Annotated in this window: 13 protein-coding genes; 1 reads left to right on the top strand and 12 read right to left on the bottom strand. The window is 34.7% G+C overall.

Going from position 1 to position 15,066, the window contains the following annotated elements; all coding sequences use genetic code 11:
- Positions 1-344 precede the first annotated feature (344 nt).
- From CIB29_RS17120 to CIB29_RS19065, 5 genes are all read right to left on the bottom strand, one after another.
- Positions 345-1,127, bottom strand: coding sequence for a hypothetical protein (locus tag CIB29_RS17120; RefSeq protein ID WP_094551753.1), 783 nt, complete (start codon positions 1,125-1,127; stop codon positions 345-347).
- The gene (locus CIB29_RS17115; protein WP_198543963.1) at positions 1,127-2,089 is read right to left on the bottom strand and encodes a hypothetical protein; all 963 of its coding nucleotides are present in this window, start codon (positions 2,087-2,089) and stop codon (positions 1,127-1,129) included. The genes CIB29_RS17120 and CIB29_RS17115 overlap by 1 nt, the downstream gene beginning before the upstream one ends.
- 183 nt (positions 2,090-2,272) lie before the next feature.
- A complete protein-coding gene (locus tag CIB29_RS17110; RefSeq protein WP_094551749.1) occupies positions 2,273-3,574 on the bottom strand; it encodes a hypothetical protein in 1,302 nt (433 codons plus the stop codon).
- A 242-nt stretch (positions 3,575-3,816) separates the two neighbouring features.
- Complete coding sequence (locus tag CIB29_RS17105) at positions 3,817-4,500, bottom strand: hypothetical protein (protein ID WP_094551747.1); 684 nt, start codon at positions 4,498-4,500, stop codon at positions 3,817-3,819.
- A gap of 402 nt (positions 4,501-4,902) precedes the next feature.
- Complete coding sequence (locus CIB29_RS19065) at positions 4,903-5,067, bottom strand: hypothetical protein (protein WP_198543962.1); 165 nt, start codon at positions 5,065-5,067, stop codon at positions 4,903-4,905.
- Positions 5,068-5,147: 80 nt separating this feature from the next.
- Between CIB29_RS19065 and CIB29_RS17100 the strand changes: the two genes are divergently transcribed.
- Positions 5,148-5,681, top strand: coding sequence for a hypothetical protein (locus CIB29_RS17100; RefSeq protein ID WP_094551745.1), 534 nt, complete (start codon positions 5,148-5,150; stop codon positions 5,679-5,681).
- Positions 5,682-5,843: 162 nt separating this feature from the next.
- Here CIB29_RS17100 and melA read toward each other — a convergent pair whose 3' ends face one another.
- From melA to araD, 7 genes are all read right to left on the bottom strand, one after another.
- Complete coding sequence (gene melA, locus CIB29_RS17095; RefSeq protein WP_094551743.1) at positions 5,844-7,151, bottom strand: alpha-glucosidase/alpha-galactosidase; 1,308 nt, start codon at positions 7,149-7,151, stop codon at positions 5,844-5,846.
- Positions 7,152-7,296: 145 nt separating this feature from the next.
- Positions 7,297-8,136 (bottom strand): carbohydrate ABC transporter permease, encoded by an 840-nt coding sequence (locus CIB29_RS17090; protein WP_094551741.1) that lies wholly within the window; start codon positions 8,134-8,136, stop codon positions 7,297-7,299.
- Positions 8,137-9,027 carry a carbohydrate ABC transporter permease gene (locus CIB29_RS17085; protein WP_094551739.1) on the bottom strand — a complete coding sequence of 297 codons (891 nt, stop codon included), beginning with the start codon at positions 9,025-9,027 and terminating at the stop codon, positions 8,137-8,139.
- An 85-nt stretch (positions 9,028-9,112) separates the two neighbouring features.
- Positions 9,113-10,417 (bottom strand): ABC transporter substrate-binding protein, encoded by a 1,305-nt coding sequence (locus tag CIB29_RS17080; protein WP_094551737.1) that lies wholly within the window; start codon positions 10,415-10,417, stop codon positions 9,113-9,115.
- A gap of 105 nt (positions 10,418-10,522) precedes the next feature.
- On the bottom strand, positions 10,523-12,130 hold the full coding sequence (locus CIB29_RS17075) for a response regulator transcription factor (RefSeq protein ID WP_198543961.1): 1,608 nt from the start codon (positions 12,128-12,130) through the stop codon (positions 10,523-10,525).
- Between the two features lie 30 nt (positions 12,131-12,160).
- On the bottom strand, positions 12,161-13,993 hold the full coding sequence (locus CIB29_RS17070; protein WP_198543960.1) for a cache domain-containing sensor histidine kinase: 1,833 nt from the start codon (positions 13,991-13,993) through the stop codon (positions 12,161-12,163).
- A 322-nt stretch (positions 13,994-14,315) separates the two neighbouring features.
- Complete coding sequence (gene araD / locus CIB29_RS17065; RefSeq protein WP_094551731.1) at positions 14,316-15,005, bottom strand: L-ribulose-5-phosphate 4-epimerase; 690 nt, start codon at positions 15,003-15,005, stop codon at positions 14,316-14,318.
- Positions 15,006-15,066: the final 61 nt, after the last annotated feature.

Raw genomic sequence — 15,066 nt, 5'->3', positions numbered from 1 at the left:
CGATTAAAAACAAAGCGCTCCCCCTGACGACGCAGAAAGAGCGCATAATATCCCTAATACAATATTACCTCCTTCCCCTCCGAATAAGACTTATTCCCATACGTCAGGTTATAACGGCAAAACTCCCTCCGGGACAGAATATTCTAACCCGTCAGGATAGTATGAAATTGACAAACAATTAACAATTATATTATATGACTTTTCCTTTATAAATGCAATATTTTTATATGGGAAGGGCGTATATTTTTTAGTTGAAGAATATTATTAACAGGCTCTAAGCCTTTTCGCAACGTTCTTTCCATAATATTCATCAACTAAATTAAATGCACGTTTTTTATATTCTTTTATATTCTCACTTCGTGTCTCTTACGCTTATACACCAGTAAAGTTACCAGCTTAAAATATGCCAATATTACTCCGCTGATAAACCATCCTCCGATCATAGACACCAAAGGACCGAATGCAGCTACGAGATACTGACTGATCATTAACGCCGCAAGGGTAAGAACGAATAGTCCCCAAAAATACTTTTTTCCTAATTTCACGCTGGTTCCTATTGCTTCCAGTGGTCCCATATCATCCACCACTACTGCGATGGTCCATGCATTAAAGTATACTCCAGCCAGGACCCCGATAAAAATCAACCCCCATCCGGCTGTGAGAATCCCTACAGTAAAGGTATATAATATGAGCAGCACCAGTATAGGAATTGATAAAACAAAAAGAATTATATGAAAAAGCAGTGTACCAACAAAAACCCTAAAGAAGTACCTTTTAATTCCGTTAAAAAAATATGATGCCCTTGGTTTAATTCCTTCTGCTGCAATCTTATAGAGGTTAACACTACCTACCTCTATCATCACACCTACTATTGTAAAAAATAGATATATCGCTATCCCGCCTATAATAATAGGCAATATAATTACCAGAAAATTATTTGTATTATTGAACACATTTTCTAAATCTCTGCCATGTCTTATGAAAAAAATTACTGTTATAACAAACAAACATATAAAGAATAATATATTAATTCCGGCATTAACAAGTATGGGTATAAATACACCTTTATTTTTACTTGCAATTTCCAATCCTTTTTTACAATCATCCATTATTTCATCAAACCACATTATGGAAGCACCTCCCCTTCTGCCAACTGCTGCAATTGATTAAACCCATCATTATATGCTATAAAAATAACCAGCGAGAAAAATATTTCAAAAATCATCTTGATTAAAGCGCCTATCGCAGCAGCAACAGCAATAACAGGAGTAAGAACCGCTATAACGATTCTAACAACTTTTATGACATTCTCCAGAACTTCCTGCTGATTAGGAATAAAACCAGAATCAAAGGATGGTGGGACATTATCTGGTCCAAAAGGGGGTGAAATTTTATCGGCACGTTGTGTCCAACGGGACGTATTGCCTATATTCCCTCCAAAGCCTCCACCCGCTTTTATAAAGGACCAGTGAATCAACTGTAGGACTGTAAGCGGGAAAAAATGCTTTTTTGCAAATTTAAAGCTATCACCGATGGCAGTAAATAGTGTCGAATCATTCATTACCAGAGAAACTTTCCACATGGTGAGAAATATATTTATTATTATGGGTATTACTGCAAACCCTACGGTTAATGTAAGCATTCCTGCAATAAAGTAAAAAGGTAAAAATACAATCCAGGCAGCGAATATTAAAAGGTCACCAAACAGGAAGTTAAAAAAGTATTTTCTCACGCCTTCCCAAAAATCCTCTTGCACACTACTGCCAACCGTTACACATTGTTTGTACATGTTATATAGGCCTGCTTCAACAATATGTGAAAGAATAATATATATTGCAATTACAGCAATAAGTCCCGCTCCAACAGAAAATACAACCGGAAATATTCGTGTAAGTTTGATATCTCCTCTTATTAACCTATAGAAATCATCTCTACCAAGCCATATAAATAATTCTACGCCTATACCGATAATCATTAATAATTTTATAATGATAAGTATAATCTGCGGCTTATAGAGATCTTTATTATGTCTATTGATATGAAAAGCTTTCTTAAAGTAGTCAAAAATTTGATATGTCCCCTTCATCATTTCCCACCTCTAACTTTTAAAAAACCTTTGTACAACTTACATGTTAATTAATTATACGCATATTATTTTATTTTGTCTTAATATAAAAGATATTTTTTATATACTTTCTTCTTGGACAATAAAAAAAATGAGACTGATACTAAAGTGAATCCTTATCACTTAAGTTCAATCTCAATCATAATCTTAATCTTTTACAGATACTATCTCGCCACTTTTAACATCTATACTTATAACCCAATATCCCTGTGCCCCTATAGCAGATTTTTCCCCTTTTTTAGGAATCCAGTAGGCATAAGCTTGTGCATAAAGTAAGGGATGGGGTTCAACACCGTATCTTGAAGGTATAGCATAAGAAATGTACTGTACACAACGCTCCTTATCTTCCTTTACGCCGAAAAGATAGTGACCATATCTGTGAACTGTATTCATTACATAGGGATTGTAAAGGAAAAAAGCTGTATTATAATTTGAATAAATATTATTGAGAATAAAAGAACAATCGTTTAATATCCACCATCTATACCCCATATCTCCATTTGCAAAAGGCTCTTCCTGCTTCATATATCTGGATAGCTGCTTGATGATACCGCTGAGTTCCCTATGAGCTGCATTATCCACCCTATTTTCTTGATTGCAAACATTGTAATTTTCGTTGAAAGCCTGGAGAGTTTTTTCTATATATTGCTGTTCAGCCTCCCATCCGGCATCTTTCTGGCTATTGTCTGCATGCTCCGTATCAATTTCAGAATTACCCGTCTCTAGCTTCATATCTTCATTCTTTGACTGTACCTCATCCACAGATGTTTCCGCTGGATTATTTTGTCCTAAATCGTTACCAGCTTCCCGATGCGAATCTAGACCTATGCCTTCCACTACAGCTGCGTCTTTATCTTTATCTGTATCCACACGTGTATCCTGATCTGAATCTAAATCTGAGTCTTGTCCAGTGTTCCATACAAATCCTATAGGAAACTTCTTTCGTTCTTCTTTCTGTAAAGGAGGTTCATCCGCTGCCTCACCCTTCTCATGCATTTCTTCATCCTGTTGTCCAGGCTGTTTCATAAATAGGCCTTTCCAGTTCCAACTCTGGGTTTTGAATCCTGCCAGTGGGAAGGTTTGCAATCCATTTTCCATTATAGTATCCTTACAGATAACCACAACCGTATCAAGTTGCGCCGGATCCACCCCTATCTTTTGCAAGTCATTCTTACTGAATTCATGAGTAAGATCTCCATTGCCGCCTTTAAGTTCTATAGTTCCCAAATATAAAGGTTCTGCTTTCGGCTGCAAACTGGAAAGCAAATAAGCTTTTAAGACTTTGCTTTCTTCGATTAGTCCAATATTCTGAACATGTACCAGAGCCTTACCTTTGTTATCTTTTATCTCCAGCTTTAAATATCCTGTCGGTTTTCCAGACTTTCCAAATCCTTTATCCTCTTCCCGCATCATAATAAATAATCTATTGTAATTCGAGTTTTTGATCAAAAAAATCCCTCCTCATAAATTCCGATCTTTTCTATTCTTCTATAGTATATATATGAGGAAGGATATAAAAGTTGAATTATTTTTTAACTATAAAAGGTAGAATATTTTAAATATCCTACCTTTTGTTTTTTAATCCATCTAATATCCACACTACGAATACTACTAATGCTATAAAACATGCCGCTGAAATTATCTGCGCAACGGTTCTACTAGTATCAAACATATCAAACATAGTATTAAGATTACCGATAAGTTACTACGCCAGCAGAATCAATATTCATTCTAATACTCATCCATTCAGACCATGCAATTCCGCCAACTAATGCATACTGCCCATGTACTTCACATTTTGCAGCAGCTGCATCATTTTCAATAATGGATGATCCGAGGGCTGATAAACTACCAGTAGACCATGCGTCATGCCAGCAAGAATTAATATGTACTTTATATCTACTCACATAAGTAACGTCTGCATAACAATATAACTTCGCCACTGTTACTCCAAGATATCTATATGTTTTAGAAACACTTTCAGTACGTCTTGAACTGTTTGTCGTTATTGCTACAGATTTTTCATCATTCAGAGAAATAATTGATTCATATTTATACTCTATTTCGCTACCATCACCAAATTTAATTACAACTACAGGATTTTTACTTGAAAGCTCTAGATTATTTGATGTAATTTTTTCTTCCACTTTATTTTTATCAAAAATTTCAAGATTCTTGATAATTTCAATTGACTTTTTATCACCTTTTTTTGCTTTTTCAATGATTGAGGCAGCTTTTCTAATATCATCTTTATCATCTTTATCATCTTTATCCTTTTTATCAATATTTACACTAGCAAAAGCAACTGAATTTAGAAATATAAAAGACATTGTAGCCAGTGATAAAAATTTTATTATTTTAAAACTAAATTTCATAAATTGTATCATCCTTTCATCAGTTATTTTTTATACTAGCACCATTGCCTACTTGCTGTAGTAGTTCTCCCTAAATTTACTTTTTTAAATCGTAATAACGTCATACTAATAAGCCAATGGCATTTCCCCCCGTCATATTTTAGTTAGTGTCAAAAGTATTAGTATACTTTTAACCTCTAACCTTTGATTTTATTGGTTTTTTTTAAATTTAACTTATTACACCCCAAAGCGCAGGATAATCCTAGTACTTCCTTGTAATTAAGTTCTAAATACCAAACTAGTTTAGTACTCTGCTTATTATATCACACCACTCCCATTTTTCAATAATTTTGTAACGAAATGGGAGTAAAATGTAATGAAAATTTTTATGTACCATTTCATTACATTTTGCACCCATTTCCATTACTCATCACCGCCTTCATCAACTCTTGTTAAGACGCTCTCATCCAGCCAGGGCCTCTTGTTGAGGTATATGACTATTACAAATATACCTATGGCTACCGACCGTCCAAAGGCAATCAGGGCACTTTGAGGATAGCCTGCATATGGAGCTTTGAATTCTTCCATGATGTTTTGTATAAGATAATTAATGACAAAAAAACTTGTAGTTTTTCGAATTTATTAAAGAAACAAAGGGGGACTTTACCATGACAAACAGAAAAAATGTTTTACGGGCCCTACGGAGGGATAACCCGGAACGTGTACCTTTTGAATTTGTTTTATGCCCGTCATATATTGAAGAATTTAAAAGAAAGACAGGTTCACAGGATTACCTGGAGTATTTCGGATTTCCAATCCGTTATGTAGCGTTAAATAAAACCAAAAAGAAAACTGACTTTTCAAAATACTATGACAGCCTTCCACCTAATGCAGAACCGTTAAACTGGAACCCCGAATGGGGTGTAATGGGCATCCAGGGCTCTATCGCTCATTTTCAGGAAATGCTCCATCCTATGGCGAAATTTGAGACGGTTGAAGAAGTTCTTGAATATCCTTTCCCTGATTTTAATGAAGACTACCGCTGGGAAGGTGTACCGGAAAAAGTGCAGGAATTGATTAATAATGATTTAATTGCTGTAGCTTTCATGCAGATGACGCTCGTAGTGCTTTTCAGTGATTTCGCACCGTTCTTTCCACCATATTTAAGCTTGCACAATAGGCTAAAATACTCTTTTTTATAGGAATTTTCAACTTTTTAAATCAATGCTCTTGCTTCTTCGATAACACAAGATGTTTGGTAAAAACTTTTATCAAAATTTACAGTTTCGTTAAAAATACCGCATACATAAATAATTTTATTTATGTATACGGCCTATTTATATAGCTAAAAGCATTATCAAATTTTATTTAAACTGAGGCAGATAATCCTTTTCTGCTTCAAACATCTCATCAACCATAGCACGAATCTCGTCCATATCCAGGATGGTTGAAGTTAAGGGATCCGTCATAATGGCATTGTAAATAAGCTCTTTATCCCCGGCCAGGCATCCCTTTACTGCCAGTTCCTGTACATTGATGTTGGTGCGGTTCAAGGCAGCCAGTTGCGGTGGCAGTTCACCAATCACTGTAGGCTGTATACCGTTTTTATTCACCAGGCAGGGTACTTCTACCACACAACCCTGGGGCAGGTTGGTAATTAATCCTTTGTTTTCAACATTACCGTTGATTACGGTAGGTGTTCCTGTTTCTATTGCATGAATAATGTATGCACCGTATTCATGGGTCCTGTTAACTTCTACCTTATTTGCATCAACAATCTTGTTCATATCTTCATAAAAAGTACTAGCTAACCTCTGGCATCGATGGAGATAAGAACCTTCATCATCCTTTAGCCATGAATCTATTCCTTTAATCTTGTCAATCCATGCATCTTTTTTTCTAAAATACGGCACATATTCGGACATATGATAACTGGATTCGGTTACAAAATATCCAAAATGCTTTAAAAATTCGAACTTGGTGATATCCTGGTTATACACGGCAGGGTCATTATATTTTTCCTTAATTAAAGGATAGGCGTCCTTGCCATTCCACTTGTATTCCAGGAACCATGCCATGTGATTGATTCCGGCACATTTATAGGAAATCTCCTCGTAAGGCGCACCTATGTACCGGGCAATATCCTCCGATGTACCCTGTACACTGTGGCATAATCCTACATTTTTAATATTGGTAGCAGCATTTAATGCCCAACAATTCATTGCCATCGGATTGACATAGTTTAAAATCAAAGCATCAGGACACAATTCCTCGATATCCTTGCAAATATCCAGAAATACCGGAATGGTTCTCAGTGCCCTGAAAACGCCTCCGGGGCCCAGCGTATCTCCAACTGCTTGTTTGATGCCATATTTCATAGGAATGGCCACATCATATTCGTATACATTGACACCTCCTACCTGTATCATAAGGATAACGTAATTTGCATCTTCCAGCGCCTGTCTCCGGTCAGTAGTAGCTTCAATAGTAGCATTAAAGCCTTCTTGAGCAACTACTTTATGGGCCAGCTTGCTAATCATATCCAATCTTCCCTCGTCGATATCCATAAGAGAAATAGTACTTCCTGATAATTCAGGAAAAGAAAGAATATCCACTATTAAATTTTTTGCAAAAACAATACTTCCTGCACCGATCATAGCAATTTTTGCCATGCCTGTTCCCCCTCCTTATAATTTAATTCTAATACTATAAATATGAAAAGTGAAAGAACATTTTAAGAATCTTTACTTTTCTCAAAAATAAATGTCAGAAATTCTAACTTTTTTTAAACCTAAAATGGTATTTGCCTTTGTCTTATCACCCCTTTACTGCCCCCATTGAAATGCCTTTTATAAAATATTTTTGCATTGCGGTAAAGAAAATAATAATTGGCAGGGTTGAAATAATAATTGCCGCAAATGCAGTGCTAAGATCACTCCTATATTGTTCAAATAAGTGAAACTGCCTGAGAGTTAGTGTCTTTAAAGCCATCTTCTGTAAAAACAGGAAAGGCATTAAAAAATCATTCCAGATTTGAAAAGACTGGAGTATCGCAAGGGTTGCAGCTGCCGGCTTCAATAGTGGAAATATAATACGCCAAAAGCTCCCAAATACAGAACACCCGTCTATCAAAGCTGCTTCTTCCAATTGCATAGGCACAGTTTTCATAAAGCCGGTCATCATAAATACTCCAAAAGGTAATCCGGTCGCTGTATAGAGAAATATTACACCCGCAAGATTATTCACAAACCCCAGCCTTTTTCCTACGATATAAAGTGGAACTAAAATTGCCTGATATGGTACTAATATCCCTAATATAAAATATAAGTATGATGCTTTATATATTTTGCTGTTTCTTCTTGCAAGCGAAAAAGCTGCCATACCACTTAGTATTATAATTAAAATTACTGCAAAAGTAGTAATGATAAAAGTATTTCCCAGGCTTCTAAAATAATCTATCTTTTTAACAGCAGTAAGGAAATTCCCAAAAAACAATTTAGTGGGTAATTCAATGGGCGAAGTATTAAATTTATCCTGTGTGTCTTTAAACGCGTAATTAATGGTTATATACGTAGGTACAAAGTAAAAAAGTATAACAACAGTCATTATGACTTGTAGAATCAAAGTGTTGGCAGTATATTTCTGTTTTTCTTTCATCTATAACTGCACCTCTCTTTCTCTTAACACTTTTAATTGAATAACTGCAATTAAAAGCAAACCGATAAGTAATATGACAGAGAGGGCTGAAGCATATGCGGACCGCTGTGCACTAAATGCCGATTTATAGATATACATTACGATAGACTCCGATGTGTGCCCCGGTCCTCCTCCTGTGGCCGATAGAATGAGGTCATATACTTTTAAACTACCCGTTGTAATTCCGATAATGCATACTGTAATTGCAGGGGCTATTAGTGGCAGTGTTACATGCAAAAATTTATGATATCCTCTTGCACCATCTACAGTACTTGCTTCATACAGCTCCTTTGGGATAGACTGCAGTGCTGCAAGATAAATCAACATCCAGTATCCTATCCACTGCCAGTTATTAGTAATCACTAATCCCATTAAAACAGTATCAGGACTTCCAAAAAGGTTAAAATTTATATTGGTCTTTAAAATATCATTTAAAGCCGGTAATACCTCTGAATATAATCTGGACCATATAAATCCGCACAGTATCGGACTTAATAATGCAGGAGTAAATATAATAGTCCTAAAAAACTTTTTAGCTTTAATGCTGCTGTCAAGGGCTATTGCAAACAACAACGCAAAAATATTTTGAACAATAGTATTAAAAATTGTAAAAAGTACGGTAAATTTTAATGAAGCATAGAATCTTCCATCTTTAAATATATTGATATAATTAGAAAAACCAATAAATTTTTTCACCTGGGCCAATCCATCCCAATCGGTCATTGAATAATAAATTCCTATTAATGTTGGTATGATCATACCTACTGTAAAAACTACCATGGCAGGAATCAGCAGTATCATATACTGGAATTCGTTTACAATAGAGTATTTACGCAGGGAATTGTTTTTCATTCCTCATTTCACACTCCCTTATTTTAGTAATGAGGGAATATACCTTTAGAAATATATTCCCTCATTGAATAAATACACTTTTTTCTTAATTCAGTTTTACCTTATCTTTATATGCATCTGCAGCTTTTAAAGCTTCATCAAGGGTCTTCTTACCAAATAGCCACTCTGTAATATACCTTGAATACTCTTCCTGATATGGCCATAGAATCTGTGTATTGCCAATGCTGACATCTACAATCTGGTTATTATTCTTGTAATTATCTATATCTTTCAGGACTGGAGATTTTGTGCTTGGCATAACATCTTTTAACAGGCTGTGAGTTTTTAAGTTATCTATACAAAATTGGGCGAGTTTTTTATCAGTAGCTACTAGTTCAAGAACTTTTAAAACTTCTTCAGGGTGCTTTGTTTTAGCACTTGCCGCAAATGTATGATCAGGTTCGAATATTAATTTTGCACCTGGATCTTTACCCGGGAATGGGAAAATACCATAATCCAATTCCGGGTTTACTGCTTCTATATTGGTTATGCTCCATGTACCAGTTATGTTCATTGCAGCTTTGCCTTTTGCAAAGAGTTCATCACTTTTTGTTAATTCTATAGAATATGTGTCTTTAAAGGTATATTTATATACATCCTTAACATGCTCAAACACGGCTCTATACTCTGGTGATTCAGCAAATGAAACTTTTCCTTCGTATAAATCGTAGCCCCATCTTGGATTCTTATTAAATACTTCAGACATTGCAAACTGCATTGTGATGTTTCCAATATTCCAGTTATCTTTAAAATGAGTAGCAAACGGCGTGATACCTTTTGACTGTAATTTTTCTGCAATCTGCATTAATTCATCGTAAGTCTTGGGTATTTCAATACTGTTCTCAGCAAATATTTTTTTATTATATAGAACACCCTGATAGAGTGCAGTATATGGAATACCGTAATCTTTACCCTCTACCTTAATCGCTTCAGTAGCCGCTTTGGGCAGGTCCTGCATGAACGGCTTTCCCGTTAATTCCATAAGATGTCCGGCCTTTGCATATTTAGGTATATCCTGTCCTTTAAAATCAATTAGATCCGGAACCTCATTTGCTGCAATCCTTGTCTGTAAAGTCGGGTGCATAGTATCCCAGTTAACCATTTCAAGTTCAAGCGTTACGTTTGGCATTTTTTCTTTTACAAGTTCTACCAATTTATCTGCATAAGGTACACCTTCATTATTGTACCAATTAAAAAATTTAATGGTGACCGGTTCTGCCTGCTTTTTTGGCTCTTCCTTTTTCTCTTCTGTCGCTTTGGTAGTTTCACCAGATTGTTTTTGACCACCACATCCAGCTAGTAAACTTAAGACAAGCATGGACACTACTAAAATACATAGAAACTTTTTCATCTTTCATCCTCCTATTTCTAATTTTCTAGAGTACTCTAGTGATGTTTTTATTATAACAGCAAAATATCTCTTAAAAATAGGATTATTTTGTGAATAATACTTGTACTATTTTGAAATGTCTAGGAAAAATTCTCTTGGACTTTTTCCTGTATACTTTTTGAAAATCCTGTTAAAATAAGCATAATCCTCATAACCTACCAGAGCAGCAGCTTCACTTATCTTTATCTTTTGATTTTTTATTAACTCTACAGCCTTCTCCATTCTTATTTTTGAAATATAATTTGTAATATTCTCCCCTGTTTCCTGTTTGAATGCCCTGGATAAATAGGTACTCTCTATATGAAAAATATCCGCCAGCGACGATAAAGACAGATCAAAAAAGAAATTTTTATCAATATACTCCTTGATATCCATTACGACTGCTCTTATATTTTTACTGCTTTTCTCTAGCGCAGTAAAGTTCTTTATATTTTTTAGCAGGTTTTGCATTGCTGAATTCAAACCGTCATAATCGCAGTTCTCAATTGTATTTTGAACCTCGCTTAGCTCTTCAGCGCATGTTTCATCAAAATTGATACCAAACTCGCTTACTTTTTTATTTATAATAGACATCAACCTGGAAACCTTATGCCTAACTTCTCCCAAAGTTATCCTTTCAGGCGCTCTATTTTCAAAAACAATCATATTGAAAGTTTTTAGCATTTCTTTTTCATTACACGAATCCAGGGAATACACAAAAATTTTCTCTTTATCAAAATCAATTCCTTTTTTTATATTATCTTTAAATACATTATCATATCTCATTATAATGCCGGATTTCCGGAAAGGTTTGTTATCTAGGGATATTTTTGACCTTTCATAAGCTTTCTTAATATTTTTCAAATTATTCATTATACTGCTTATACCAATATCTATTTCTCCATCTATAAAACACCGCAAATTATTCAAAAGCTTGTGAAACAAATGAGACTGTTCACTGTCTGCTGCACTGTCCAGGACAATGATAATTTCATTCATGCTGTTAAGATTGTGAAACACTAGATGCCCCTTACCATTGAATATTTCATTAACAATATTTTTAATACCATACACCAGCAAGTGCATATCATCTTTAAAATATTGTGATACAATAAATCTATAATCATTTATTTTTACGGCAGCCAGGATATAATTGGCATAATTGAATGTCAATCCAAAACTTTTTAATTTAACAAATAACTCAGTGTTATCCATCACCCCATTATAGATTGCCTGACTCAGGGTACTATCAATGATGATGGAAGCTGCTTGAGTTAATTTTGACCTTGTATCAATTTCATTGATTTGTTCAACCAGGCTACGGTCAACTTTCTCTACCACCTTAATTAATACATTGATTAAGTCCATCTTTTTAATCGGTTTCAAGAGATAATCAGAGGCTCCTAAAATCATAGCACCCCTCACATAATCAAACTCATCATATCCACTAATCACAATCGTTTGGATTTTATAATTATTTTTATTTATCTCTTCAAGCAGCTTTATGCCGTCCATAAAAGGCATTCTGATATCAGTAATAAGTATGTGAGGTTTTGTTTCAGCAATTAGTTGAATTGCATGGCTGCCATCCTCCGCCTCACCTACTATTTGCAACCCCATCTCTTCCCAGTTGATAATATGTTTTATATCTTCTCTTGTCCAATATTCATCATCAGCAATCAACACCTTGTACATCTTTTTCATCTCCATCAGTTGAAATTATTCTCAAGATTTTGAATTTGAAATATTATCTTTAGACTGGATTGGTAATTTCATCTTTACCAGGGTACCTTTCCCTCTTTTGCTGTAAATATTAAGACCGAACTCATTTCCGAATAGTATACGCATCCTATTGTTAACATTCAGTATTCCTATCGAACCATTCATACCTAGTGTAGTAGAATCCTTGTTTGATAAAAGAAATTTTATATTTTTAAGTTTACCTTCTTCCAACCCAATTCCATTATCAATAACCAAAATGTATATTTTATCTTCCCTGGCATAGATCTGTATCTTTATTAATTTCTTTCCAGCTTTGCTCATTAAGCCGTGCTCAATGGAATTTTCTACAAGTGGCTGTAAAATTAGTCTGGGTACTGCATACTCATACAGGTCTATATTGCAGCATACTCTAACGTTGAATTCTTTATTAAATCTGATATTCTGGATGTATAGATAATTTTTAACATGTGTTATTTCCTCATAAATTGTAGCGAGATTTCCTTTCATGTTTATACTGTACCGAAACATATCCGATAAGGCAGCACACATATCACTGATCTTGTTTATCTTCTGGGACCTTGCTATACTTCCCATCACCTGCAGCGTATTATAGAGAAAATGAGGATTGATTTGTGCTTGAAGAGCCTTTAACTCTGCCTCATTTTTTAGAAATGTAGCTTTGTATTCCCTGATGATTAAATCATCAATTTTTGCAAGCATTGAATTAAAGCTATTTGCCAGTTTGCCAATTTCATCATTACTTTTTAAATTTGCCCTTACCGATATATTCCCTTTTTCTACTTTTTCCATTGTATCCATTAGTGTTTTAACAGGTGCGGTCACCGTAATTGACAGAAAATAAGATAACACCAATACTATTACACTAAGAAAAATAACTGTTAAAACAAGCGTATTAGTAGTATGTCCAAGATTCTCCTGAATAGATTGCATAGAAAAGTAGTTAACCAAGTCAAGCTCGTATTTAGGGACTTTCTTAACCACAGATATTTTATACCTTTTACCCATATCATTACTATTTGATATCTTTGCCAACGGATTGGCGGTATGATTTTTATAAAGAGAACTATCAGTACTGTAGATAATGGTATGATTAGAATGTTGTAGCCATATGGCCTGATTTCTGTATATATGATATCTGTTAAAAATCTTTGCTAAGTTTGAATCATCAATATCTACAAGCATAATACCCAAAGATTTGTTTTTGAATATTTGATTGATTTTAACACCCAGCCTTAAGATATTTTTATTTAATTTTTCGTTAAAGTATGAATCAATAAAAACTTGCGAGTCGGGAGCCGACATATATTGAAGAATAGAGTCTGATTTTATACCTTTAGCCTCACTAATAATGTCGGTAAAATAATAACGGTGAATTGGTTTATATGAACTTACCAGTTCTCTATTACTTAAATAGATATATATTCCAAGAATATTTTCATTATAATCAAACTTATCTAAAAATAATTTCTGGGCGAGATTCGCTAAAAATTCCTTCTCATTACTCCTTCCTTCCGATAATGATTCAAGAAAACTCATTTCATTTTCGTAATTATAAATAGAAACTAAGTTCATCTCTAAATTACGCAAATATTGATATATTTTTTCATTTAAATCATCCATCATTCTATCATTTGTTAGGAGTGTTTCATTATACATCAAATATGCGGATGATTTAAAAGAAACGATACTTTGTATAACCATAGAAATAATTGCAGGCAAAATAGCCACAATAATAATTTTATTTTGCAGGCTTTGATTTCTAATAAGGGCTAAAGTTTGTAGTACCCGGTCAATAATAGTTTCTTTTAACTTCATAAAGCATCCACCTTTATGTATCATCATAAAATTCTAACTTTATTTTTCAAACCCTACAAATCTGTCTGTTTTTCTCCGGTATTCCACGGATGTCACACCCGTATGCTTTTTAAAGAGATAAGTAAAATACTACCTGCTATTCATGCCAATATAATAAGACTTTTTAAAGCAGGGTAGACTTCATCAGAGTCCTTTAATAAAAACTTATATCTTTATTACTATATAGTATTAAAAAACCTGGTAATCAAATAAGTTAACAATAAATATAAGGCATCTACTATTGTCTTTACTAGTAAATGCCTTACAAGGCTATAATTATTATTTATTTTTGTCCATAATAAGCATTCGCGCCGTGCTTTCTTAAGAAATGCTTATCAAGCAAGACCTGGTCAATTGGTTTAATTCCTGGCGTCAAAGCAAAAGTATGGAATGCCATCTTTGCTGCTTCTTCCATCACTACAGCATTGTGAACCGCTTCATGGGCGTCCTTTCCCCATGCAAACGGCCCGTGGTTATTCACCAGGACTCCTGGAATATAGGAAGGATTTATATCTTTAAAGGTTTCTACGATCACATTGCCTGTTTGTTTTTCGTATTCTCCTTCGATTTCTTGTACTGTCATTTTACGGGTACATGGTATTTCTCCATAGAAATAATCGGCATGGGTAGTACCCAATGCGGGAATTCCCCTTCCGGCCTGTGCCCAACTTGTGGCCCACGGTGAATGGGTATGTACAATACCGCCTATGTCAGAAAATGCCCTGTAAAGTACTACGTGGGTAGGTGTATCAGACGAAGGCCTTAGTTTTCCCTCTACCTGGTTTCCTTCCATGTCAAGGACAACAAGATGTTCCACTTTCAATTCATCATAGGGTACACCGCTTGGTTTGATCACAATTAAACCCTTTTCTCTATCTATTCCGCTTACATTTCCCCATGTAAAAGTTACCAGGCTATATTTGGGTAAATCCAGGTTTGCCAGCCACACTTGCTCTTTTAACTCTTTTAACATTTTTCCACCTCGATTACAAAATAGTGGGGAGTGAGGAGTGGATAGTGGGGAGCATGTTTTT

The organism is Petroclostridium xylanilyticum, from assembly GCF_002252565.1.
Classification (GTDB): domain Bacteria; phylum Bacillota; class Clostridia; order SK-Y3; family SK-Y3; genus Petroclostridium; species Petroclostridium xylanilyticum.
This window is presented reverse-complemented; position numbering and strand designations above follow the sequence as displayed.

What these genes read in the sequence shown, in the direction of transcription:
- melA (WP_094551743.1), bottom strand. Translation starts at nt 7,151, where the DNA reads ATGGCAAAAATTGCTATGATCGGTGCAGGAAGTATTGTTTTTGCAAAA.
- CIB29_RS17100 (WP_094551745.1), top strand. Translation starts at nt 5,148, where the DNA reads ATGACAAACAGAAAAAATGTTTTACGGGCCCTACGGAGGGATAACCCG.
- CIB29_RS17105 (WP_094551747.1), bottom strand. Translation starts at nt 4,500, where the DNA reads ATGAAATTTAGTTTTAAAATAATAAAATTTTTATCACTGGCTACAATG.
- CIB29_RS17120 (WP_094551753.1), bottom strand. Translation starts at nt 1,127, where the DNA reads ATGTGGTTTGATGAAATAATGGATGATTGTAAAAAAGGATTGGAAATT.
- CIB29_RS17085 (WP_094551739.1), bottom strand. Translation starts at nt 9,027, where the DNA reads ATGAAAAACAATTCCCTGCGTAAATACTCTATTGTAAACGAATTCCAG.
- CIB29_RS17080 (WP_094551737.1), bottom strand. Translation starts at nt 10,417, where the DNA reads ATGAAAAAGTTTCTATGTATTTTAGTAGTGTCCATGCTTGTCTTAAGT.
- araD (WP_094551731.1), bottom strand. Translation starts at nt 15,005, where the DNA reads ATGTTAAAAGAGTTAAAAGAGCAAGTGTGGCTGGCAAACCTGGATTTA.
- CIB29_RS17115 (WP_198543963.1), bottom strand. Translation starts at nt 2,089, where the DNA reads ATGATGAAGGGGACATATCAAATTTTTGACTACTTTAAGAAAGCTTTT.
- CIB29_RS17070 (WP_198543960.1), bottom strand. Translation starts at nt 13,993, where the DNA reads ATGAAGTTAAAAGAAACTATTATTGACCGGGTACTACAAACTTTAGCC.
- CIB29_RS17075 (WP_198543961.1), bottom strand. Translation starts at nt 12,130, where the DNA reads ATGTACAAGGTGTTGATTGCTGATGATGAATATTGGACAAGAGAAGAT.
- CIB29_RS17090 (WP_094551741.1), bottom strand. Translation starts at nt 8,136, where the DNA reads ATGAAAGAAAAACAGAAATATACTGCCAACACTTTGATTCTACAAGTC.
- CIB29_RS19065 (WP_198543962.1), bottom strand. Translation starts at nt 5,067, where the DNA reads ATGGAAGAATTCAAAGCTCCATATGCAGGCTATCCTCAAAGTGCCCTG.